Origin of the sequence: Microbacterium sp. 22296 (assembly GCF_052045385.1) — a bacterium.
Taxonomy (GTDB): Bacteria; Actinomycetota; Actinomycetes; order Actinomycetales; family Microbacteriaceae; genus Microbacterium.
Genome location: NZ_JBQEOS010000003.1, coordinates 1 through 21,385, shown reverse-complemented (window position 1 = coordinate 21,385; position 21,385 = coordinate 1). Strand labels below are relative to the sequence as shown.

22 protein-coding genes and 1 tRNA gene are annotated in these 21,385 nt (G+C 69.9%); 12 read left to right on the top strand and 11 right to left on the bottom strand.

What is annotated here, in order from left to right; translation table 11 throughout:
* Positions 1-76: 76 nt before the first annotated feature.
* On the top strand, positions 77-829 hold the full coding sequence (locus tag ACTJJP_RS06370) for a hypothetical protein (RefSeq protein WP_440774188.1): 753 nt from the start codon (positions 77-79) through the stop codon (positions 827-829).
* A gap of 171 nt (positions 830-1,000) precedes the next feature.
* Here ACTJJP_RS06370 and ACTJJP_RS06365 read toward each other — a convergent pair whose 3' ends face one another.
* Both ACTJJP_RS06365 and ACTJJP_RS06360 read right to left on the bottom strand, forming a co-directional pair.
* Positions 1,001-1,285, bottom strand: coding sequence for a Fe-S cluster assembly protein HesB (locus ACTJJP_RS06365; RefSeq protein ID WP_440774187.1), 285 nt, complete (start codon positions 1,283-1,285; stop codon positions 1,001-1,003).
* Positions 1,286-1,398: 113 nt separating this feature from the next.
* On the bottom strand, positions 1,399-2,211 hold the full coding sequence (locus ACTJJP_RS06360; protein ID WP_440774186.1) for a response regulator transcription factor: 813 nt from the start codon (positions 2,209-2,211) through the stop codon (positions 1,399-1,401).
* Between the two features lie 179 nt (positions 2,212-2,390).
* On the opposite strand from ACTJJP_RS06360, the gene ACTJJP_RS06355 reads away from it, so the two are divergent.
* A complete protein-coding gene (locus ACTJJP_RS06355) occupies positions 2,391-2,744 on the top strand; it encodes a DUF485 domain-containing protein (RefSeq protein WP_440774185.1) in 354 nt (117 codons plus the stop codon).
* Positions 2,741-4,357 carry a solute symporter family protein gene (locus ACTJJP_RS06350; protein ID WP_440774184.1) on the top strand — a complete coding sequence of 539 codons (1,617 nt, stop codon included), beginning with the start codon at positions 2,741-2,743 and terminating at the stop codon, positions 4,355-4,357. Before ACTJJP_RS06355 ends, ACTJJP_RS06350 begins: the two co-directional genes overlap by 4 nt.
* Before the next feature lie 305 nt (positions 4,358-4,662).
* Here ACTJJP_RS06350 and ACTJJP_RS06345 read toward each other — a convergent pair whose 3' ends face one another.
* The gene (locus ACTJJP_RS06345; protein WP_440774183.1) at positions 4,663-5,196 is read right to left on the bottom strand and encodes a methylated-DNA--[protein]-cysteine S-methyltransferase; all 534 of its coding nucleotides are present in this window, start codon (positions 5,194-5,196) and stop codon (positions 4,663-4,665) included.
* Between the two features lie 200 nt (positions 5,197-5,396).
* On the opposite strand from ACTJJP_RS06345, the gene ACTJJP_RS06340 reads away from it, so the two are divergent.
* Together ACTJJP_RS06340 and ACTJJP_RS06335 are read left to right on the top strand one after the other, a co-directional pair.
* Complete coding sequence (locus tag ACTJJP_RS06340) at positions 5,397-9,104, top strand: AAA family ATPase (RefSeq protein ID WP_440774182.1); 3,708 nt, start codon at positions 5,397-5,399, stop codon at positions 9,102-9,104.
* Positions 9,105-9,303: 199 nt separating this feature from the next.
* Positions 9,304-9,459 (top strand): hypothetical protein, encoded by a 156-nt coding sequence (locus tag ACTJJP_RS06335; protein ID WP_440774181.1) that lies wholly within the window; start codon positions 9,304-9,306, stop codon positions 9,457-9,459.
* Positions 9,460-9,518: 59 nt separating this feature from the next.
* On the opposite strand, the gene mscL is transcribed toward ACTJJP_RS06335, so the two are convergent.
* From mscL to ACTJJP_RS06320, 3 genes are read right to left on the bottom strand one after another with little or no spacing between them, the layout of a single operon-like run.
* Positions 9,519-9,941 (bottom strand): large conductance mechanosensitive channel protein MscL, encoded by a 423-nt coding sequence (gene mscL / locus ACTJJP_RS06330; protein ID WP_440774180.1) that lies wholly within the window; start codon positions 9,939-9,941, stop codon positions 9,519-9,521.
* A 34-nt stretch (positions 9,942-9,975) separates the two neighbouring features.
* Positions 9,976-10,257, bottom strand: a complete 282-nt coding sequence (locus tag ACTJJP_RS06325; RefSeq protein WP_440774179.1) for an FmdB family zinc ribbon protein — start codon at positions 10,255-10,257, stop codon at positions 9,976-9,978.
* A gap of 17 nt (positions 10,258-10,274) precedes the next feature.
* Entirely contained in the window at positions 10,275-10,871 is a 597-nt protein-coding gene (locus ACTJJP_RS06320) for a 5-formyltetrahydrofolate cyclo-ligase (RefSeq protein ID WP_440774178.1), read from the bottom strand.
* Positions 10,872-10,933: 62 nt separating this feature from the next.
* Here ACTJJP_RS06320 and galU point away from each other — a divergent pair, with 62 nt between their 5' ends.
* The 4 genes from galU (at position 10,934) to ACTJJP_RS06300 (ending at position 13,852) form a co-directional block, all read left to right on the top strand.
* Complete coding sequence (gene galU / locus ACTJJP_RS06315; protein WP_440774177.1) at positions 10,934-11,824, top strand: UTP--glucose-1-phosphate uridylyltransferase GalU; 891 nt, start codon at positions 10,934-10,936, stop codon at positions 11,822-11,824.
* A gap of 14 nt (positions 11,825-11,838) precedes the next feature.
* Positions 11,839-12,462 carry a GNAT family N-acetyltransferase gene (locus tag ACTJJP_RS06310; RefSeq protein WP_440774176.1) on the top strand — a complete coding sequence of 208 codons (624 nt, stop codon included), beginning with the start codon at positions 11,839-11,841 and terminating at the stop codon, positions 12,460-12,462.
* A gap of 88 nt (positions 12,463-12,550) precedes the next feature.
* Positions 12,551-13,639, top strand: coding sequence for a large exoprotein (locus ACTJJP_RS06305; RefSeq protein ID WP_440774175.1), 1,089 nt, complete (start codon positions 12,551-12,553; stop codon positions 13,637-13,639).
* Positions 13,640-13,776: 137 nt separating this feature from the next.
* Positions 13,777-13,852: transfer RNA gene (locus ACTJJP_RS06300), tRNA-Ala, on the top strand.
* A gap of 75 nt (positions 13,853-13,927) precedes the next feature.
* Here ACTJJP_RS06300 and ACTJJP_RS06295 read toward each other — a convergent pair.
* The 5 genes from ACTJJP_RS06295 to ACTJJP_RS06275 form a co-directional block, all read right to left on the bottom strand.
* Positions 13,928-14,356 carry a VOC family protein gene (locus ACTJJP_RS06295; RefSeq protein ID WP_440774174.1) on the bottom strand — a complete coding sequence of 143 codons (429 nt, stop codon included), beginning with the start codon at positions 14,354-14,356 and terminating at the stop codon, positions 13,928-13,930.
* A gap of 119 nt (positions 14,357-14,475) precedes the next feature.
* Entirely contained in the window at positions 14,476-15,774 is a 1,299-nt protein-coding gene (locus tag ACTJJP_RS06290) for an FtsX-like permease family protein (RefSeq protein WP_440774173.1), read from the bottom strand.
* Entirely contained in the window at positions 15,774-16,634 is an 861-nt protein-coding gene (locus ACTJJP_RS06285; protein ID WP_440774172.1) for an ABC transporter ATP-binding protein, read from the bottom strand. Before ACTJJP_RS06285 ends, ACTJJP_RS06290 begins: the two co-directional genes overlap by 1 nt.
* A complete protein-coding gene (locus ACTJJP_RS06280; RefSeq protein WP_440774171.1) occupies positions 16,631-17,689 on the bottom strand; it encodes a hypothetical protein in 1,059 nt (352 codons plus the stop codon). The genes ACTJJP_RS06285 and ACTJJP_RS06280 overlap by 4 nt, the downstream gene beginning before the upstream one ends.
* A gap of 250 nt (positions 17,690-17,939) precedes the next feature.
* Positions 17,940-19,430 (bottom strand): amino acid permease, encoded by a 1,491-nt coding sequence (locus tag ACTJJP_RS06275; protein WP_440774170.1) that lies wholly within the window; start codon positions 19,428-19,430, stop codon positions 17,940-17,942.
* 173 nt (positions 19,431-19,603) lie between these two features.
* On the opposite strand from ACTJJP_RS06275, the gene ACTJJP_RS06270 reads away from it, so the two are divergent.
* From ACTJJP_RS06270 to ACTJJP_RS06260, 3 genes are all read left to right on the top strand, one after another.
* Positions 19,604-19,945 (top strand): histone-like nucleoid-structuring protein Lsr2, encoded by a 342-nt coding sequence (locus ACTJJP_RS06270; RefSeq protein ID WP_440774169.1) that lies wholly within the window; start codon positions 19,604-19,606, stop codon positions 19,943-19,945.
* A gap of 28 nt (positions 19,946-19,973) precedes the next feature.
* The gene (locus ACTJJP_RS06265; protein WP_440774168.1) at positions 19,974-20,714 is read left to right on the top strand and encodes an acetolactate decarboxylase; all 741 of its coding nucleotides are present in this window, start codon (positions 19,974-19,976) and stop codon (positions 20,712-20,714) included.
* A 95-nt stretch (positions 20,715-20,809) separates the two neighbouring features.
* On the top strand, positions 20,810-21,148 hold the full coding sequence (locus ACTJJP_RS06260) for a histone-like nucleoid-structuring protein Lsr2 (protein ID WP_440774167.1): 339 nt from the start codon (positions 20,810-20,812) through the stop codon (positions 21,146-21,148).
* Positions 21,149-21,385: the final 237 nt, after the last annotated feature.

Sequence of the window (21,385 nt, the reverse complement as noted above, 5' to 3'; positions counted from 1 at the left end):
CGACGGACCGGGTTTTTCCGGCGTCCGATCCGGTCCGGCGCGCGACGCGCGTCGCCGGTGTTGATTGAATCGCCTCATGTCGATCGACGAAGACGCCGAACTCGCTCACCTGCGCCGCCGGGCCTACTCGCCCGCGGCGGACATCTCGGCCGACCCCGCCGCCATGCGTCGGCTGATCGAGCTCGAAGAGCGCGCGGTCACGGTCGAGGCGAGAGCGCTCGAGCAGGACTCGACCGCCAGGGAGGTGGGCGGTGAGGACGCCGTCCTTCCCGCAGAGGACCGGATCCCGGATGCCGCACCCTCCTCGCCACGGTTCACCCTGCCGCGCCTGCGCCGTTCGACGGTGATCCTGCTGGCCGCGGCGGGCCTCGTCCTCGCTACCCTCGCCACGGTCGTGACCGTCGTCCAGCGCGTCCAGACGGATCCGCTGCAGACCGGGGCGGCGCAGATCGCGCGGCTGTCACCGGACCCGTCGTTCCGGGTTCCGAGCGCGCTGACGCAGGGGATCACCGGTGAGATCACCGCCTACGAGGAGTTCGAGGGGTACCGGGTGATCACCCTGCCCCCGTATCAGAGCGCGGAGAACACCTCCCGTTGCATGACGATCTGGCAGCCCGTCCTCCTCGAATCCGCGGAGAGCGGAGGGTTCTCCTACAGCGGGGACTCGTTCTTGATGAGCATCTGCGGTGCGGGGGTCTTCCCGCCGAGCTCCACGATGTTCCTGCGAGAGGATTCGCCCGAGCGCGCGCAGACCGACTTCCCCGCGGGTACGGCGCTGCAGTTCGTCTACGACGTCGCCAACGACGAGATCGTCGTCTTCCGCGGCTGACCGGATGCGGCTCGACCGCCGGTTGCGCGGCTGAGCTCGTCGTCTACGCGGCAGCGCTGCCGCCCGCGTCTCTCCGACCTGAAGGGCACGCGACGACCTCGGCCCGCACGCTTTCCGGGACATGACGATGCCCCGGCACGCGGCCGGGGCATCGTTCACGCGGGGAGGGCGTCAGGCGGCGTTGGTCACGGCGAACTGCACGGAGCCCTGGGGGTCGATCTGCGCGTCCAGCACGCGGTCATCGAGGACGGCGGCGGCGTCGGTGTCGAGGAAGACCCGCGCACCCGCGTTCTCCACGACCGTGTCGGCGGGCTCGGGGGCCCCGACGACCGAGAGCGCGAACTGCGACTCGGGCGACCCGGCCCCGGCGATCCGTACGCCGCCCTGGGCGGCGTCGGGGAACTGCGCGGTGATGGTCTTGACGGCGGTCGTGGCCTCTTCGGTGAGCGTCAGCATGGGTGACTCTCCTTCTCTGATCGACGACAGGAGCCAGCCACGATGCCGAGAATCGGCGGCATCCTCAACCTCTCGCCGCCATTGCCAGGGTTCTCCCACCGGCCGTTCAGGCGTCAGGGAAGCAGCCCCGCGCGGCGCGCCCGCGTCACGGCGGCGTGCCGGGTGGAGGCGTCGAGCTTCGACATCGCCGAGGCGAGATACGACTTCACGGTGGTCTCGCGAAGACCCAGGGATGCCGCGATCTCACCGTTGGTGGAGCCTACCGCCGCGCACGCCAGCACGTCGATCTCGCGCCGCGACAGGTGCAGGTCGGAGTCGACGGCCGCGGCGGGGGCGTCGCCGGTGAGAGCCGCGAGTCGCGCCTCGATGTCTTCCAGACGGCGTCGCACCTCGGTGTCGCCGACGGTGGCGGCGATGCTGCGCAACTGCGCGTAGCTCTCGCGGATCTCCTCGCGTGCCCCGGCGCCGAGGCCCCCCTCGGGCGCGGGGGCGGTGGCGAGTCGACGCTGCACCTCCGCGCGGACGCGCAGTTCGGTGCCGAGTTCCCCGGCGACGTCGAGGGCCGGACGTGCCTGCAGCTCGGCGATCGGCGTCTGCGCCCACGATCCGCAGTACAGCACCCCCCGCGCCGACCCGCCGACGAGCACGGGCACCGCGAACAGCGTCGCGATGCCCTCGCCGAGGATCGCCCGGTCGTAGTCGTGCGTGATGGTCCGGGACGTGCGGTAGTCGAGGGTCATCCGCGGACGCCGCTCGATGAGCGCCCGGCCACCGAGGCCGCGCGAGGCGTGCACGACGAGACCCTCGATGCTGCGGGTGCGGGCCCCGACGATGGAGCTGACGTGCACCGCGCCGTCGTGCTCCAGACCGCCGAAGGCGACGGGGAAGTGCGTGCGACGGGCGAGTTCGGCGACGGCGTGCGTCATCAGGCTCGCGTCGTCTCGAAGAGAGGATGGTGCTCCCACGCACTACCTACTTCCGGGGGTGACGGCCTCGTCGCCGCGTTTCGTAGCGTCGACCCTACCACCGGGAGCGTTCTCAGAACCCGGTCACACACCCCCCGCCGGCGCAGTGCTGCGCCGGATTCATGAGGCAAGGAGGCCACATGACGGATCGTCCCCTCGACGACATCCACAAGGACGGCGTCGACTACATCGCGGTCGAGGAGTCCGCCCCGTTCCAGGAGTTGAAGAGGCGGCAGCGCAGCTTCGTCTTCCCGTTGGCCGTGGCATTCCTCGTCTGGTACTTCGTCTACGTCCTGCTGTCGTCCTTCGCCCCGGGTTTCATGGCGCAGCCGGTGTCGGGCGCGATCACCGTGGGGCTGCTGTTCGGCCTCGGACAGTTCGTGACCACGTTCGCCATCACCATGGGGTACGTCGCCTACGCGAACCGCCGCCTCGACCCCGGGGCCGAAGCCCTGCGCGCCGAGCTCGAGCGCGCCGAGGGAGGTCGGTCGTGAACGTCGTCCTCGCCCAGCTCGACGCGGCCGCGCAGACGGTCGAGAACAACCCGGTGCTGAACATCTCGATCTTCGGTGCGTTCGTCGCCGTGACGCTGTTCATCGTCATCCGCGCCAGCCGCAACAGCAAGACCGCCGCCGACTACTACGCCGCCGGGCGCTCGTTCACCGGCCCCCAGAACGGATTCGCCATCGCCGGCGACTACCTCTCGGCCGCATCGTTCCTCGGCATCGTCGGCGCGATCGCGATCAACGGCTACGACGGCTTCCTCTACTCCATCGGGTTCCTCGTGGCGTGGCTGGTCGCGCTGCTGCTGGTGGCCGAGCTCATGCGCAACACCGGGAAGTTCACGATGGCCGACGTGCTGTCGTTCCGTCTGAAGGAGCGACCTGTTCGCATGGCGGCCGCGATCACGACGCTGGCGGTGTGCTTCTTCTACCTCCTCGCGCAGATGGCCGGTGCCGGCGGGCTCGTGTCGCTGCTGTTGGGTATCACCGAGCGCGTCGGGCAGTCGATCGTCGTCGCCGTGGTCGGCATCCTGATGATCGTCTACGTGCTCATCGGCGGGATGAAAGGCACCACCTGGGTGCAGATCGTCAAGGCGTTCCTGCTCATCGGCGGCGCGGTCGTGATGACGGTGTGGGTTCTCGCCATCAACGGCTTCAGCCTGAACACCCTGCTCGAGAGCGCCGTCGCGGCCTCGCCGAAGGGCGACGCGGTGCTCGCGCCGGGACTGCAGTACGGCAAGAACCCGTGGGACTTCATCTCGCTCGCGCTGGCTCTCGTGCTGGGCACCGCGGGCCTTCCGCACGTGCTCATGCGCTTCTACACGGTGCCGACCGCCAAGGAGGCACGTCGCTCGGTCGTCTGGGCGATCTGGCTGATCGGGCTGTTCTACATCCTCACGCTCGTGCTCGGTTACGGCGCCGGTGCGCTCGTCGGGTCGGAGGCGATCCTCGCCGCCCCCGGCGGGGTCAACGCCGCCGCTCCGCTGCTCGCCTTCGCCCTGGGCGGTCCGCTCCTGCTCGGATTCATCTCGGCCGTGGCCTTCGCGACCATCCTGGCGGTGGTCGCCGGTCTCACCATCACGGCCGCGGCCTCGTTCGCGCACGACATCTACGCCAACGTGGTGAAGAAGGGTGACGTCCCGCCCGACGGCGAGGTCAAGGTCGCCCGCCGCACGGTGATCGTCATCGGCGTGCTCGCGATCCTCGGCGGCATCGGCGTGCAGGGGCAGAACGTGGCGTTCCTGGTCGCACTCGCCTTCGCGGTCGCCGCGTCGGCGAACCTGCCGACCATCCTGTTCTCGCTCTTCTGGCGCAGGTTCACCACGCGCGGCGCGGTGTGGAGCATGTACGGCGGCCTCGGTTCGGCCCTCGTGCTGATCTTCCTCTCGCCCGTGTTCTGGGGAACGCCGACCAGCGTGTTCGTCGACACGGGAGTGGCGATCTGGCCGTTGAACAACCCTGGGATCGTGTCGATCCCGCTCGGGTTCTTCCTCGGCTGGCTGGGATCGGTCACCTCACGCACCGCCGAGGACCGGCGCAAAGCCGCGGAGATGGACGTGCGCTCGCTCACCGGCTTCGGTGCCGAGAAGGCGTCCAACCACTGAGCAGACGCGGTCGCACCCCCGACGACGCCCGGCCCTCGCAGCACGCGACGGCCGGGCGTGGTCGTGCCGCCCGCCATGCCGCCGTGCGTGGTCGTGCCGCCCGCCATACGGCCGGGCGTGGTCGTGCCGCCCGCCATGCCGTCGCCCAGCCCCGGCGGCGCCGGGCGACGGCATCCGTCTTCACGATGCGCGGTCCGTGGCGCTTCTTATCGCGCGGATTCGCCACCCGAGCCGGCTGCGCCCGCTCCCCGCGATCACGCTCGCGCTGATTCGCCACCCGAGCCGGCCGCACCCGCTCCCCGCGATCACGCTCGCGCGCGCAGACCGTCCGCGCGCGCCGCTTCGTCTTCGAGCGAGAGCAGGTACTCCTTCACCTCGGGGTGGCCCCCGTACTCGCCGATGGACCCGTCGGCGCGCACGACCCGGTGCACCGGCACGACGATCGAGAACGGGCTCGACGCGCACGCGGTGCCCACGGCTCGTGCCGCGCGAGGTGCCCCGGCGAGCGCGGCGACCTCGCCGTACGAGGCCACCTCGCCGTAGGGGATCTGCTGCGACGCCTCGAGTGCGCTCCGGGTGAACCCGCGCACCAGACGCCAGTCGAGTGGCACCTCGAACGACCGACGCGCGCCGGCGAAGTACTCGTCGAGTTGACGGGCGAGATGGTCGCCGCAGGAGGGGTCGGGGTCGGGCAGCACCCCGAGTCGCTGCGCGATCTGTGCGCGGGCGCTGTCGATGCCCTCGTGGGCGACGTGCAGGCGCACCAGGGCGTCGTCGACGAAGGTGAGGAGGACCGGTCCGACGGGACTGTCGTATTCGGTGCTGGTGACTCTGTTCATGGGCCCATCTTCACGAGGCGCGAACTCCGACGCCCGGGGTGTACGGGCGATCGGTGGAGGATGCCGCTGACCTGCCCGCTGGGGAGGAATCGCCGGTGGGGCGGCGTGTCGCCGATTACCGCGAAACTCGCCCCCACTGCAAGCGATCCACAGGTGCCCGGCTTAGTCTGGCAGGTGTGTGGCGAGCTGAGGACGGTGCCGTGAGCGGTACCGACGGAGACGAGACGGGTTCGTCCGTCGATCCGGGCGAGCTGCGATTGTCGGAGCCCGGCATCGTGGTCCGCCACGTCGCCGACCCCGAGCGCGACCGCATCCGCGCGGAGGCGGCGGCCCTGGGCGGACGATCGACCCTTCTGCGTTTCGACGACGCGCGCGACGCCGGGATCGACATCACCAAGGCGCACCCGGGCTCCCTCCCGCAGTTCATCACGGGTCGCGCAACCATGCTGTCCAACCTCTTCCGCGATGAGGTGGCGCTGCGTACGGCGCGTCTGGCCGCCGAGCGCATCACCGCGAAGAACGTCGAGCTGCGCACCGCGCGCGGTCTCGAACCGGTGCATCTGGCTGTGGGCCTGTCGGCCTGGAAGATCGGGGGAGTGGAGTGGTCGGCCCCCGTGCTGCTGCGTCCGCTCGCCATCCGCCGCCACCACGGCGACTTCGAGGTGAAACTCCACGGCGCGTTCGTGATGAACCCCGAGCTCGCGCGCGCCTTCCGCACGCACCTCGGCATCCAGATCGACAGCGCGGCGCTGGCCGGCCTCGCCTACGACCAGGGCGTTTTCAAGCCGCAGCCGGTCATCGACCACATCCGCCGTCTGACCACCCACGTGCCGACCTTCGTCGTGCACCCGCGTCTGGTCATCTCGTCCTTCGCCGATGTCGCGTCGGGCATGGCCCGCGACACCCAGCACCTCGACGACACACTGCTGAACGCGCTCGCCGGGCACCACGACGACCGGGCTCGGATCACGGTGCGCCGCGACGACCCCGCGATCGTGAGCCCGGACGAGCGGACCCCCGCGGCCGACACCCTGCTGCTCGACGCCGACGCCGAGCAGGAGCGCGTGCTCGCCCGCATCGGCGCCGGCCACTCCCTCGCCGTGCACACCCTGCCCGGCACGGGCGGCACCCAGACCGTCATCAACGCCGTCGGCCAGCTGGTCCGCGACAACAAGCGCGTGCTCGTCGTCAGCGCTCGACGCTCGACGCTCGACGGCATCCGCCACCGCCTCGCCGGGGTCGGCCTCACCGGTCTCGCCGTCTCGCCGGGCCACGTGCGCCGCGATCTCATCCGCGCCATCAGCCGCAACGAGAAGGCCGAGCCGCCGAAGGTCGCCGAGATCGACGACGCGCTGGTGCGGTTGCGCACGGTCCTGCGCGATTACCGCTCCGCCGTGACCGAACCGCACCTGGCCCTGGGCGTCTCGGCGCTCGAGGTCCTGCGCGCGCTCACGTCGCTGGCATCCGTCTCTCCCGCCCCCTCGACCGAGGCGCGGTTCGATCTCGCCACGCTCGAGAAGCTCGCCGGACGACGGGATGCCGCGGCCCGGGCCCTCGCGATGGCGGCCCGTCTGGGGGAGTTCCGGTTCGGACCCGACGATTCGCCCTGGTACGGCGTCAGCTTCACGCGCACAGAGGACGCGCGCGCGGCGCACGACCTCGCGGGGAAGCTGCACGCCCACGAGGTGCCGCGTCTGCTCGAGCGCGGGTACGAGCTGATCGCCAAGACGCGGATGCGTCCTTTCCAGACCGTGTCGGAGCTGGGCGCCTACCTCAAACTGCTCCAGGGCATCCGCGAGTCGCTCGACCGCTTCAGCCCCACGGTGTTCGAGCGTCCGCTCGGCGAGCTGATCGACGCGCATTCTCCGCGCCGTGACGCGTCGCCGATGAGCGGGCCCAACCGCCGTCGCCTCAAGCGCCTGTCCAAGGAGTACGTGCGCCCGGGCGTGCACGTTCCCGACATGTACGAGGCGCTCGTGCGCATTCAGCAGCAGCGAACCGAGTGGCAGCGCGTGGTCGAAGCCGGTGTCGCGCCCGAGGTGCCCCTGGGATTGGCCGACGTCCACGTCGCCTGGCAGCGCACCGACGCCCTTCTCGGCGAACTCGATCAGATCCTCGGCCGTCAGGGCTCCGAGCGCCTGACGACGCTGCCGGTGCAGCGCCTCGTGCGCACGCTCGCGGGGCTCGCCGCCGAGTCGACGTTCTTCGACAACCTCGTCGAGCGCGCGCAGCTGCGCTCGGAGCTGGCCCGCCTCGGTCTCGAGCAGTTGCTCGTCGAGCTCTCGGTGCGGCACGTGCCCGAGGAGCGGGTCGGCGCGGAGCTGGAGTTCGCGTGGTGGCAGTCGGCGCTCGAGCACCTGCTGCGCACCGATCGAGCGCTGCTGGGCGCGAACACCAGTGTCGTCGACCGTCTCGAACGCGATTTCCGGCTGGTCGACGAGGCGCACGCCGCGGCCGCGGGGCCGCTCCTCGCCGCGCAGCTGGCGACGCAGTGGCGCATCGGCATCGTCGACCACGCCGACGAGGCCGTCGCCCTCAAGCGCGCCCTCAAGGACGGACTGCACACCGCGCAGGAGATCTCGGATGCCGCGCCCATCCTGCTGCGCACCCTCGCGCCGGTGTGGCTCGCCTCGCCCTACGAAGTCCCCGACGTGCCGCAGGATCTGGCTTTCGATGTCGTGATCATCGCGGATGCCGCGGCCCTCTGCCTCGCCGAGGCGGCGCCGGCACTGCGCCGGGCCCGTCAGGTCGTGCTGTTCGGCGACCCTGTCGTGCAGAAGCCCACGCCCTTCCGTGTGAGCGCCGCCATCGCCGCCGCGCCCGATGACGCCGACGAGGTGCCGTTCGATGAGACCTCGGTCTTCGAGCGCATCGCGGAGCTGCTGCCGGTCGAGACGCTCACCCGCAGCTACCGCGCCGGGGGAGAGGACCTCTCGCAGCTGGTCAACGACGCGTTCTACGGCGGCGAGATCGTCTCGCTGCCCTGGGCCGGTTCGTACCTGGGCCGCGGCAGCCTGAGCGTCGACTACGTCGAGGGGGGAGTCGGCGCCCCCGACCCCATCAGCGGCGCGGTCGAGAGCCCCGACGCCGAGGTCGCCCGCGTGGTGACCCTCGTGGTCGAGCACGCCGTCAACCGCGCCTCCGAATCGCTCATGGTGGTCACCGCGAGTCGCAAGCACGCCGAGCGCGTCCGCGCCTCGGTCGTGGCGGCGCTGGCCGGCCGCTCCGACGTCGCGGAGTTCGTTTCGAGGGATGCCGCCGAGCCCTTCGCCGTGCTCACCCTCGAGGAGTCGGTGGCCGAGAGCCGTGATCGCGTGGTGTTCTCGCTCGGCTTCGGCCTCACCCGCCACGGGCGCGTGCTCAGCGACTTCGGCGACCTGTCGACCCCCGATGGAGAGCGCCTGCTCACGGTCGGCATGACCCGCGCGCGCCGCTCGATGGTGATCGTGTCGTCGATCCGCCCGTCGGCGTTCGACGACGGCCGCCTCGAGCACGGCGCGGCCACCCTCATGGGCATCCTCGGCAACGTCGCCTCGCGCGGTCGTGAGAGCCGTCTCGAAGACCTCGCCGACCCGCTCACCCGCGCCCTCGCGCGCGAGCTTCGTCGTCTCGGCGTCGAGGTCGACGTCGACTATCGCGGTCTGCTGCCGCTCGTCGCGCGCTACAAGGGCAAGGCCGTCGTGGCTGAGAGCGATCCCGAGACGATCGGGGAATCGCTGCGCGAGACGCTCCGGCTGCGGCCGCAGATCCTGCGCCGCCTGGGCTGGCATTACGTCCGCGTGCACGCGTTCGACCTGTACAGCGACCCCGCGGGAGTGGCCGCGCGGATCGCCGAGCTGCTCGGCGTCGCGCCCGATGACTCCGCCGCGCCCGATGCCACGACCGAGTCGCTCGACCTGCCCGGCTGAGCGCGCGATGACCGATGCTCCGGATGCCGTCGGGGGCGGCGTCGAACGTGTCGCCCCGGTCCCTTCGACAGGCTCAGGGACCTCTTCCGCGTCAGGGGTGGCCTCCGCCGCGCCAGAGGAGGCTGAGCCCGTCGAAGCCTCCGGCACCTCTGCTGCGTCCGAGGCTGAGACCTCACCCGCGCGTCAGCCCGTCGTCCGCGTGAGCGGCTCTCGGCGCGCGCGGTTGCTCCCGGCGCCGGGCACGACGGCCGAGCCGGCCCCCGCCGATGACCTCGAACGGGGTCGAGGGTCGAAGCCCCTGGCATCCGGCCCCAACGACGAGCGCATGTTCGGCGACGTCCCGCCCCACTACTGAGCAGCCAAGACCTACGGCGCCCGGGTCGGAGAGACTCCGGCCGCGGACGCCGTCGAACGTCAGGCCTTGTTCTGGCGCTCCAGCAGGTCGCGGATCTGCACGAGCAGTTCCTGCTCGGTCGGCAGCTTCGGCTCCTCGGATGCCGCGGCGGCGGCGACACCGGCGCGTGCGGCGGCGCGGGCCTTCCAGTGGTTCATCGGGTAGACGAACACGAAGTAGACCACCACCGCGACGGCGAGGAAGCTGATGACGGCGGTGAGCAGACCGCCGAGCGGGAACACCACCTCTTGGCCGTAGATGCCGGTGAAGCTCGGTCCGAACTCGCCGTTCTCGTTCGGCACGTAGAAGATCTCGATCAACGGGTTGATCAGCGCCGTGACAATCGCGTTGACCACCGCGGTGAACGCCGCCCCGATGACGACCGCGACCGCGAGGTCGATGACGTTTCCGCGGAGGATGAACTCCTTGAATCCTTTGATCATGCGCTGGCTCCCCTTCTGCCGCGCCGACCGGGGCTCAGGAGGCCGAGGACGGAGCGGACGTCTTCGTTTCCGACTTCGATGATGTCGTGGATGACGACGAGTCGCCACTGCTTGCGCCCGACGAGCTCGACGATGACGATGTGCGCGAGTCGGTGCGGTAGAAGCCCGACCCGTTGAAGGTCACCCCGATCGATCCGTATTGTTTGCGCACCTCGCCGCCGCACTCCGGGCACTCGGTCAGCGCGGCATCCGAGAAGGACTGCACGGTGTCGAAACGATGACCGCACTGTTTGCAGGCGTAGGAGTAGGTGGGCATCGGGTTCCTTCGGGTGTTCAGGCGGTGGGGGCGGCGATCGCCAGCGTCCGCGTGGGGGTGACCACACCCGTCACGGGCTGGTCGTGCACGTCGCGGGGCACGTCGTCGATGTACTCGGAGTCGAAGATCACGGCGTAGACCGGCGGGCATTTCTCCATCGAGCCGAGGGTCTTGTCGAAATAGCCGCGGCCCCAGCCCAGTCGCATCCCGCGCTGGTCCACGGCGGCGGCGGGGATGACCAGCAGATCGACGTCGTTGACCGCGATGGGCCCGAGCACGTCGCCGACGGGCTCGGGCAGACCGAACAGGCCTTCGGCGATCTCGGTGTCGGGGGTGGCCACGCTCCAGTCGAGCAGACCGTCTTCGCGCGTGATGGGCAGAAGGACCCGGATGCCACGGGCGACCGCGCCCGCGACGAAGGCGTGCGTGCCGGGTTCGGTCGGCGTCGAGAGGAAGCACGAGATGCTTCGGGCGCCGAGACGGTCGACGAGGGCGTCGAGCTGCGCTTTCACGCCGGCTTCCGCCGTTTCGCGCGCGTGGGCGGAGATCGTCTGACGGCGTTCGCGCAGGTCGGCGCGCAGCGCGCGCTTGGCCTGCTCGATGCGATCCGGCATGCCCGCCAGTCTACGTGCGCGCGTGTTACAGCAGCGTCATCGGTGCCCGCTAAGGTATGCCCATGCCTCATAAGCCCTTCAAGGCCGTCATCCCGGCCGCCGGTCTCGGTACTCGCTTCCTCCCCGCCACGAAGGCAATGCCCAAGGAGATGCTGCCGGTCGTCGACAAGCCCGCCATCCAGTACGTCGTCGAAGAGGCCACCGGCGCCGGCATCGATGACGTTCTGATCATCATCGGCCGCAACAAGAACAACATCGCCAACCACTTCGACTCCATGCCCGAGCTCGAGGCGAAGCTGCGCGAGAAGGGCGACGACGACAAGCTCGCCAAGGTCGAGCACTCGTCCGATCTGGCCGACATCCACCTGGTCCGCCAGGGCGAGCCGCGCGGTCTCGGCCACGCCGTGCTCCGTGCCCGCGCCCACGTGGGAGACCACCCGTTCGCCGTCCTGCTCGGCGACGATCTCATCGACGAACGCGATCCCCTCCTCACCAAGATGATGGAGGAGTACGACAAGCGCGGCGCCACCGTGATCGCGCTCATGGAAGTCGACCCCGAGCACATCCACCTCTACGGTGTGGCCGCGGTCGAGCCCACCGATGAAGACGGTGTCGTCAAGGTCACCCAGCTCGTCGAGAAGCCGAAGGCCGAAGACGCCCCCTCCAATCTCGCGATCATCGGTCGATACGTGCTCGGTCCCGACGTGTTCGGCGTGCTCGAGCACACGGAGCCCGGCAAGGGCGGCGAGATCCAGCTGACCGACGCACTCGAAGAGCTCGCGACGGGCGGCGGTGACGGCGGCGGCGTGTACGGCGTCGTGTTCCGTGGTCGTCGCTACGACACGGGGGACCGCGTCGACTACATCAAGGCGATCGTCCAGCTCGCGGCCGACCGTGACGACCTGGGTCCGGCCCTGCGTCCGTGGTTCAAGGAGTTCGCGCAGGGTCTGTGACCCCGCCGGCTTCCATGGATCTCTCCGTCCCACGGCGGCACGGTGAGGTGTCGATACGCCTCATCCGCAATCGCGACGCGCGTGTCCTCCAGCAGCAGCTGGTCGACAACCGCTCGTGGTTGCGCCGCTGGGAGGCGACGAGCCCCGACGGCCCGGTGTCCTTCGACATGCGCCTGGGCATCCGTCGTCTGCTGCAGCAGTACCGGGACGGACTCGGCGTCCCCTTCGTGATGGAGTGGGAAGACGAGGTCGCCGGTCAGCTGAACGTCTGGGGCGTCTCGCGCGGATCGCTCGCCTCGGCCACCATCGGTTACTGGGTGGCCGAGGCGTACGCCGGGCGGGGGATCACCACCGTCTCCGTCGCGATGGCGACGGACGTCTGCTTCACCGCCCTCAATCTGCACCGGGTCGAGATCTGCATCCGCCCCGAGAACCACGCGAGTCTTCGCGTGGTCGAGAAGCTCGGCTTCCGCTACGAGGGTCTGCGTCGGCGCTACATCCACATCGACGGGGACTGGCGCGACCACTACTCCTTCGCGCTCGTACGCGAAGAAGTGCCGTATGGGGTGCTCGACCGGTGGAATCGCGGCCAGGTGCCCCCCGACGCGGCGCGCGTGCCTCCCTCCGACCGCATCTGACGGTTCTTTGCGCATCTATAGCCGGATGGTCCCGACGACACGCGGAGGGATACCGCTCCGTGATCTGTCGGTGACCTACCTTTGACCCATGGGTGGGCAGGTTCTGAGCGGTGGAGTGATCGTCTTCGTCGCGGTCGCGCTGTGGTTGGTGTATCTGCTGCCGTCCTGGCAGAGCCGGCACCGTTTCACCTCCGCCGAGCGCAACGCCGTCCGCCTGAACCAGGCTCTGCGCGTGCTCGCCGAAACCGCTGAGACGCCGCGGGAGGTGCGGCTCGAGCTGACCGCACGCACCGCCCACCAGCAGCAGAAGCTCGCCCGCCAGGTGCAAGCCGACAAGGCCCGCACGGAACTCGCGGCGGCGAAGGCGCGTCTCGAGGTCGCGCGGCTCGAGGGCGCTCGCGAGCGCGACCTCGTCAAGGAGCAACGTGCTGCGGCGGTCGAGGTGGCTCGCGCCGAGCGTGCCGCCGCGGTCGAGATCGCACGCGCGGAACGTGCCGCTGCCCTCGAGGTCGCCCGCGCCGAACAGGCCGCCGCGCTCGAGAAGACGCGGGCTCAGAAAGTCGCCGCGCTCGAACGCGCTCACGCGGAACGACAGGCCGTCGAGGTTCGGCCCGAGGTCCGTCGCGCCCGCGCGCGCCGCCGCTTCCGCCTCGCCGCCGTCCTCGTCGCCCTCGCCGGACTCATCGCGGTCGCCGTGGGCACCGTGCAGGTCCTGGGGGGAGCTGCTCCGCTGCTGCTCGTGACGGGCGCGACGGTCGTCGTGGCATCCGTCGTCGTCCTCCGGAGGGCCGCGGTCATCGCCGCTCGCGGTACGGCGCACCCCGTGCAGACCTCCGGCACCCGGGCCGTCGTCCCCGAACTGCAAGACGTGCCGCTCGCGCCCACGCCGCGCCCCACCTGGACCCCGCGCGAGCTGCCCCGGCCCCTCGTCGCATCGGCCGGCTCGCGTGCCGCCGCCGTCGTCGACGAGCAGCTCGCCCGCGAGGCGCTGCGCGCGGCCGCCCGTGAGGAAGCCGCTCGTGAGCTCGCCGCCGAGCAGGCCCCGACCCCGATCGAATCGGTGCGTCCCGCCGCGGTGGCGGCCCCCTCGCCCTACGCGGCGATGGGCTACGTCGACGACACCGAGATCGAGAACCACGTGCGCCACCTGCTGGAGCGTCGCGCGTCGGGTCAGTAAGCGCTCTCGCTTCGGCCTCATCGGCGCTCGCCGCCGCGCTGCATGCGGTTTTCGGCATACGGCGGTCGCTCGCGCTTCCCACGGGTGGCGGGCGTCCGGCGAGGGCTGTGTGACGTGATAGTGTTTACGAGGTTTCTGGGCCTGTGGCGCAGTTGGTAGCGCGCCTCGTTCGCATCGAGGAGGTCAGGGGTTCGAATCCCCTCAGGTCCACCAGAGAAATGCCCCGCGACACGTGTCGCGGGGCATTCGCACATTCCACGTCCTGCCTCCGGGGAAGCGGGGGCCGGCTCAGCCGCTTTCGGCCCATCCTCCCGGGGCGGCGATGTTGAACATCCACGCGATGCCCCACGGGTCGACGAGTTCGCCATAGAAGTCGTCCCACACCTGCTTCTCGAGAGGGGCGACCACCTTGGCTCCGTTCTCGACGAACCGGTCGTAGAATCCTCGCACCCGGTCGAACTCGTCGCTCATGAACGCGGCGTGGACGCGGTTCGTGCCCCACCCCTCGGTGGGCTCGTTGAAGGCGTCGGCACCCATGACCGTGAAGCCGTCGGCGCGCAGCTCGGAGTGCATCACACCCTCCGCGGGGGCGTCGGCGATGCCGAAGTCGGCGAAGGTGTGCAGGGCGAGCTTGCCCCCGAACACCGTCTGATAGAACGTCATCGCCTCGCGGGCGGCGCCGGCGAACGACAGGTACACGACGAGTGACGTGGGCATCGAGGCATCCTTCGACGGGAGAACGTGGACCTCACCATAGACCTCGGCGCCGCTCCGGGGAACAGGAGCGGCGCCGACGGGTTCGATGACCTCCGCGATCTTGCGGCCGCGCGGGGACCTCAGTAGCGGATCGCGTCGATGACCTTCACCCGCACGGCCACGAGCGCGGGCAGCAGGCCCGCGACGGCGCCGACGGCGGTCGCGGCGATGAGACCGGTGATGGCGGCATCCACGGGGAAGGGCGGGAAGTCGTCGATCATGCCCTGCCCGACGAGGTCGCGCACAGCGGGAGACTGCACCACGAGGACCGAGACGATCACGCCCACAACACCCGCGACGACCGTGGCGACGACGCTCTCCATCATCACCGCGAAGAACACCCGACTCGCCGTCGCACCGAAGCTCCGGCGGATGCCGATCTCGCGCACACGCTGCTTGACCGTCACGAGGGCGATGTTCACGAGTCCCAGGGCTCCGAGCAGCAGCACGAGCACGGCGATGCCGACGACGACCGTCCGGGTGACCGCGAACGGATCGTCGCCGTAGGTGGCCCAGTCCTGCCGGTTGATGCTGATCTCGACGCCATCGCCGAGGGCGCCGGCGAGGTCGCGCTTGACGAGCGTGGTCAGCTGCTCGGACAGCTCCGGTGGAACCCACATCTCGTACTGCGTCTGGGGAGCGCCCCCGCCGCCGTACGGATCGGTCGCGATCGCCGCGCTCGCCCCGCGCTCGCCGGCGGCCGCGTCCTGCATGGCGGTCAGGTGATCGGCGAGCATGAACATCGACGGTGTCGTATCCCACGTGGGCGACGGGGTGACGCCCACCACGACCGCGCGCACGCCGCCGGAGGGGATCCCGGATGCCGAGTTCGGCACGCCCTGACCGCCGAGCGCGACGACCGGGTGGCTCGACAGCGGCGGGCGGCCCATCCTGTCCCAGAAGATCTCGTTCACGATGAGCTGCGGGGCAAGCTGCCGGGTGTCGAGTTCCGTGAACCACTCGCCCTCCTGCATCTGCACACGGTGCATCTCGCCGTAGGGCTGATCGACGGCCTGCGTGCCCACCTGCACGGCCCCGTCGGGGAACGGCACGAGCTGCGTCGTGTTCTGCACGCGGCTCGCGTAGGTCACGTCGTACCGCGTCACGACCTCGGCCCACGCGGCATCCATCCGCTCGGGATCCAGGGTGTCGCCACCGGTGGGGAACGCGGAAACGAACAACGTGGCGGGGCGCCCGGAGCTGCGCTCGCTGAGTTCCTGATTGGCCTGCTGCACGATCGCACCCAGGGCGACGACCGTGGTGAGCGAACACACGGCGACGGCGACGCCGACGAGGGACAGGAGCACACGGGTGCGGTGTACCCGGACCTCCTGCCCGGCTTCGAGCAGGGCGCCGACGAAGGCGGTGAGGGCGCGCATCAGGATTCCGTCCGCTCGGTGTTCGCCGGGGTCGCGGATCCGGCGGCGGTCGTCGCGTCGAGCAGGCCGAGGCGCGCGAGGGTCTCGTCGGTCCCGGAGTCGTCGGGGGCGGCCACCGCTCCGGCGTCCGGGGCCATCTCGCGGCGGTCGCGACGCGTGAGCGGTTCGAGGCTCGGGTCGTCGACGGGCGTCAGCACGCCGCGATCGAGCCGGAAGTGACGGCGTGCCCGCCGGGCGATCGTGGGGTCGTGCGTGATCGTCACCTGCGCTGCCCCCGTGCGGGCCGCCACCTCGTCGATGAGTTCCATGACGCTCTGACCGGTGTCGAGGTCGAGGGCGCCGGTGGGTTCGTCGGCGAGGATCAGACGTGGACCGCGCACGAGCGAGCGCGCGATGGCGACGCGCTGCTGCTCACCGCCGGACAGGCGGTCGGGCATGCTGCTCAGGCGGTGTTCGAGACCCACCAGTTCGAGCATCTCGGCGGCGATCCGCTTGCGGCGCCAGAAGGTGCGCCCCGTCGAGTACAGCAGCGGCATGGTGACGTTCTCGAGGGCCGTGCGCCCGGGCAGCAGGTTGAACTGTTGGAAGACGAAGCCGATGGCGGCACCGCGCAGGCGGTCGCGCTTGGCCGCGGAGTACGCCTTCACCGGACGACCGTCGAAGGTGATCTCGCCGCTCGTGGGCAGATCGAGCAGACCCAGCATGTTGAGCAGCGTCGACTTGCCCGAGCCCGACCGGCCCACGATCGACACGTGGTCGCCCGGCTCGATCGCGAGGTCGACGCCCGAGAGGATCGTCAGGGCGGGCTGGTCCGGCGGGATCACCGTGCGGGTGACCTCGCTGAGGGTGAGCAGGCTCACGACGCGGGGGCCTGTTCGCAGTACATCGAGCCATCGGGATAGACGGTGCAGCCGTCGTCGGGCGTCGACATCGCGCCCGGGGCGAACTGCAGGATCTCCTCGCCGTCGTCGAGACCCTCGGTGACCTGTACCTGCGTGCCGTCGGTCAGACCGAGGGCGACGGCACGCTCCTCGGTGGAGCCGTCGGCGGCCGTGACCCATACGGTGCCGCTCTGCGCCGCCCCGCGCACGGCGGTCGTCGGGACCACCAGCACGTTCTCGGCGCGTCCGCCGGCGATCGTCATCTCGGCCGCGAGGCCGGCGAAGACGGTGACATCGCCCGGGACCGCGCAGGTGGCGGTCGTGCCCGACCCGGACGCCCCGGTGGACGTGCCGCTCCCGGAACCGGCGGCCGCGCCGGTACCCGAGCTGTCGCCGCCGGTACTGCCGGCCAGCGGCGTGGTGATGCGGAGGTTGCCGCACGTGAAGGCGGCGGGTCCGCCGGTGATGGTCACCGTCGCCTCGGTGGGCCGATCGAGCAGACGGTACTGCTGCGACGGCTCGAGCGTCCCCGTCACCGAGAAGGTGGGCGGCGCCACGGTGCCGGTGGTCGCGCCGATCGTGACGTCCTGACCCGCGATCACCGAGAGCGAGCTGAGCGTGCCCGCGGCGGGTGCGGTGACCTCGACGTAGCGGAAGATCGCCGGCTTGGGCTTGCCCTCGGCGTCGACGCTGTCGGCGGGGTCCCGCTCGATCGGCACCTTCACGTCGAAGACCACGTCGCCCTGGTCGACCGTGGCGCCCTGGGCCACGAAGATCTTGTTCACCGTGCCCGCTGCCGTCGACTTCATCGCAACGGCGGCGTCGGCGGAGACGGTGGCCTTCAGCACGACGTCGTTGGTGATGGTGCCCAGAGCGGCGACCGTGCGCGGCTCGACGATCGCGCCCGTGGGCACGGCCGGCGAGGCGTCGACCGGGCGGTCAGGGAAGAACGCCAGCTTGATGAGTGCGGCCGCCACCAGGGCGACCAGAAGGATACGCAGAATCGGAAAGACCCACGTGCGTGCGATCCCCATGAAACCCCCCGGAACGGAAATCGTCGTCATCGAACGATCACCACCCTAGGGGGGAGCACGCGACGTCCCCGAACGCGGTGGTCCCGCATCGCCGACCCCGCGGCGTCTTTCGCCCGACGCGACAGGCTGAGTCATCCGTTTCGAGCGGCCGGCGCGCGGTGGCCAGCGAGAGAGTGACGGCGGTGCGGAACGACGGATGCCACGGCCCCGGCCGCAGCGGCGATGGGGTCGTGGCATCCGGTGTCCGCAATTACTCCTTCGGGGGGCCGACCACGCGCGGGGCGATGAACTCACCCGTGCCGACACGCGAGTGACGCCGCGAGTACGCGAAGTAGATCGCGAACCCGAGGGCCAGCCAGATGAGGAAGCGCAGCCACGTCTCCACCGACAGGTTGAGCATGAGGTAGGTGCAGATCAGCGCCGAGAGGACCGGGAGCACGGGGCTCCACGGCACGCGGAAGCCGCGCTTGAGGTCGGGGCGCTTGCGCCGCAGCACGAGCACGCCCACCGAGACGAGCACGAACGCCGAGAGGGTGCCGATGTTGACCATCTCTTCGAGCACCCCGATGGGGGTGAACCCGGCGACGACGGCGACGATCGCGGTGACGAGGATCGAGATGACCCAGGGGGTGCGCAGTCGCGGGTGCACCTTGGCGAGGGCCCCCGGCAGCAGCCGGTCGCGCGACATCGCGAAGATGATGCGGGTCGCACCGATCATGAGGGTGAGCACCACCGTGGTGAGACCCGCGACCGCACCGGCGGCGATGACGGTCGCCATCCAGGTCTGGCCGTGGAAGGCGAAGGCGTTCGCCAGGGCCGCCGAGGGGTTCAGCTCGCCGTAGGGGACCATGCCGGTGACGACGATCGCGACGGCGCAGTAGAGGATCGTGCAGATCACGAGCGAGGCGATGATGCCGATCGGCAGGTCGCGCTGCGGGTTCTTCGTCTCCTCCGCGGTGGTGGCGACGACATCGAAGCCGATGTACGCGAAGAACACCAGCGCCGCGCCCGCGAGGATTCCGCCGACGCCGAAGGTGGCGGGTTCGAGACCCGAGAGGAACTGCAGCAGCGGCTGGGTGAGACCCGACGCCGACTCGGTCGGCACCGACTCGGGCACGAACGGGCTGTAGTTGGCCGGGTTGATGAACAGGATGCCGGCGATGATCACGAACAGGACGATGAAGAGTTTCACCGCCACGAGCACCAGGTTCACGCGCAGGGATTCCTTGATGCCGAGGGTCATCAGACCGCCGAGGACGAGGACGAGCAGGATCGCGGGCAGGTCGACCACGCCGCCGTACGAGATCGCCTCCGGGAGCACGATGCCGATCTGCTGCAGGAAGGTGCCGAGGTAGGCGCTCCACCCCTGTGCGACGACGCTGGCGCCGAGGAACATCTCGAGGATGAGGTCCCATCCGATGATCCATGCGAACAGCTCGCCGAGCGAGGCGTACGAGAACGTGTAGGCCGAACCGGAAACGGGCACGGTCGAGGCGAATTCGGCGTAACACATCGCGGCGAGACCGCACGCGATGGCCGCGATGATGAAGCTGATGACGACGGCGGGTCCGGCGACGTCGTGGGCGGCGCGGCCGGTCAACGTGAAGATACCGGCCCCGATCACGACACCGACGCCGAACACCGTCAAGTCGACGGCGGTCAGGGACTTCTTGAGTCGGAACTCCGGTTCATCGGTGTCGGCGATGGACTGCTCCACCGTCTTCGTTCGGAAAAGGCTCACGCTGTGCTTCCTCTGTCTCAGGAGATGCCCAGGGAGCGGACACCACCCACGGAGGATAGTCCCATCCGCGCCCACTGACTATTCGTCCACCGACGTCCGACGAGCGTGCTGACACGGAATTGTCATGTCAGGTAAATCAATTCATGTGGGTGTAATCTTTACGCATTATGGCTATGAAGCACATCACGCACCTCGTCGATGATCTCGACGGTACCGTCCTCGAAGACGGACAGGGAAAGCAGATCACTTTCTCGGTCGAAGGTCGAGCGTACGAGATCGATCTTTCCGACCGCAATGCCGACAAATTCTATTCGGCGATCGCCCCCTTCGTTGATGCCGCCCGCTCGGTGTCGCGCGGCAACACGGCAGCGCGTCGCGGGCGTCCGGCACGCCGGTCGAACGACGTCGACCTCGGCGCCGTGCGCGAATGGGCGCGCGCCAACGGGCACACCGTGAGCGACCGCGGGCGCGTGCCCGCGACGATCCTCGACGCCTACACCGAAGCGACGTCCTGATCCCCCGTCGAGGCGGCGAAGCTCAGACGTGACCGCGGGGCTGGCACCGGGGGCGGTGACGCAGTTCGCCGTCCTCGACGCACTCCTGGCGGGCGTGTATTCGCAGGGTGCGTCGGTCGACGCCGTGCGCGCCGCGGGCGACACCGGAGTGGGGTGCTGCGAGGGGCTGGGCGGCGAGGTCGTCATCCTCGACGGCGAGCTCTTCGAGTGCACCGCCGACGGTCCCCCGCGGGTGATGAGGGACGACGAACGCCTCCCGTTCGTCGATGTCTGCCCCCTGGGGGAGTCGCACCCGTCGACGCTCGTCGACCTCGATCTGACGGGCGTGCAGTCGGCGGTGGAGGACCGGTTGCTGAGCAGGAACCTCTTCCACGCGGTGCGCATCGACGGGATTCTCGCGCACGTCCTCACCCGCGTCACGCGTCGGCAGGATCCGCCGTTCCGCCCCCTCGCCGAGGTCGCGGCGGAGCAGATCGAGACCACCACGCGCGAATGTCCGGGTACGCTCGTGGGTTTCTGGATGCCCCGCATCTATCAGGGCATCACTGTGGCCGGCCTCCACCTGCATTTCCTCAGCGACGATCGGTCGGTCGGGGGCCATGTGCTGGACGCGCGGCTGTGCGAGGGGCGACTGCGTATGTCGGCATTCGCCGACTTCAGCCTGCGGCTTCCCCGTGACGGACAATTCCTCTCGACCGAGCTCACGCATGACGACGACCATCGAATCGTCGCCGTCGAGAGTCGCGGCTCCTCCACTTCGGCATCGTGAAAGAAGCGGCGATTGGTCGCAATCGGGGCGAACGTGCGGGTGAATTCGTAATGCATTCGCTGAAACGAGGAAGATCAGCGGTTTAGGGTCGGCGCATGGCGAAAAAGCACATCACACAGGTGATCGACGATCTCGACGGCTCGGTGATCGACGATGGGACGACCGTGCAGTTCTCCTTCGAAGGACGGGCGTACGAGATCGATCTGTCGCCCCACAATGCCGAGAAGATGCGGGATGCGCTCCGGCCCTACATTTCCGCGGGTCGCGCGACGAATTCCGCCCACTCCGCGCCGCGGCGAACCCCCCGCGGTCGGGCGATCCCCACGAGAGACCTCGCCGACGTGCGGTCCTGGGCCGTGAGGAACGGTCACGCGATCAACACGCGCGGACGCATCTCCTCCTCCGTCCTCGACGCCTACGACGCCGCTCACTGACACCTGCCGACAGAACCGGATGCCACGAACTCGTGGCATCCGGTTCTTTTCGCACTCGAGGGCAGGGGGCGACCAGCCGAGGGGCTCAGGGTCGTCCGGCCTTGGCGACGGAGCGGGTCAGACGAGGGCGGAGCTTCGCGCGCCGACCGCCAGCCGCTCCGCGGCCAATCCTTCGGCCGCGGCGAGAGGCGTGACGCCCCGCGCGGCCGCTTCGTCGAAGACGCGGCGGATCGTGTC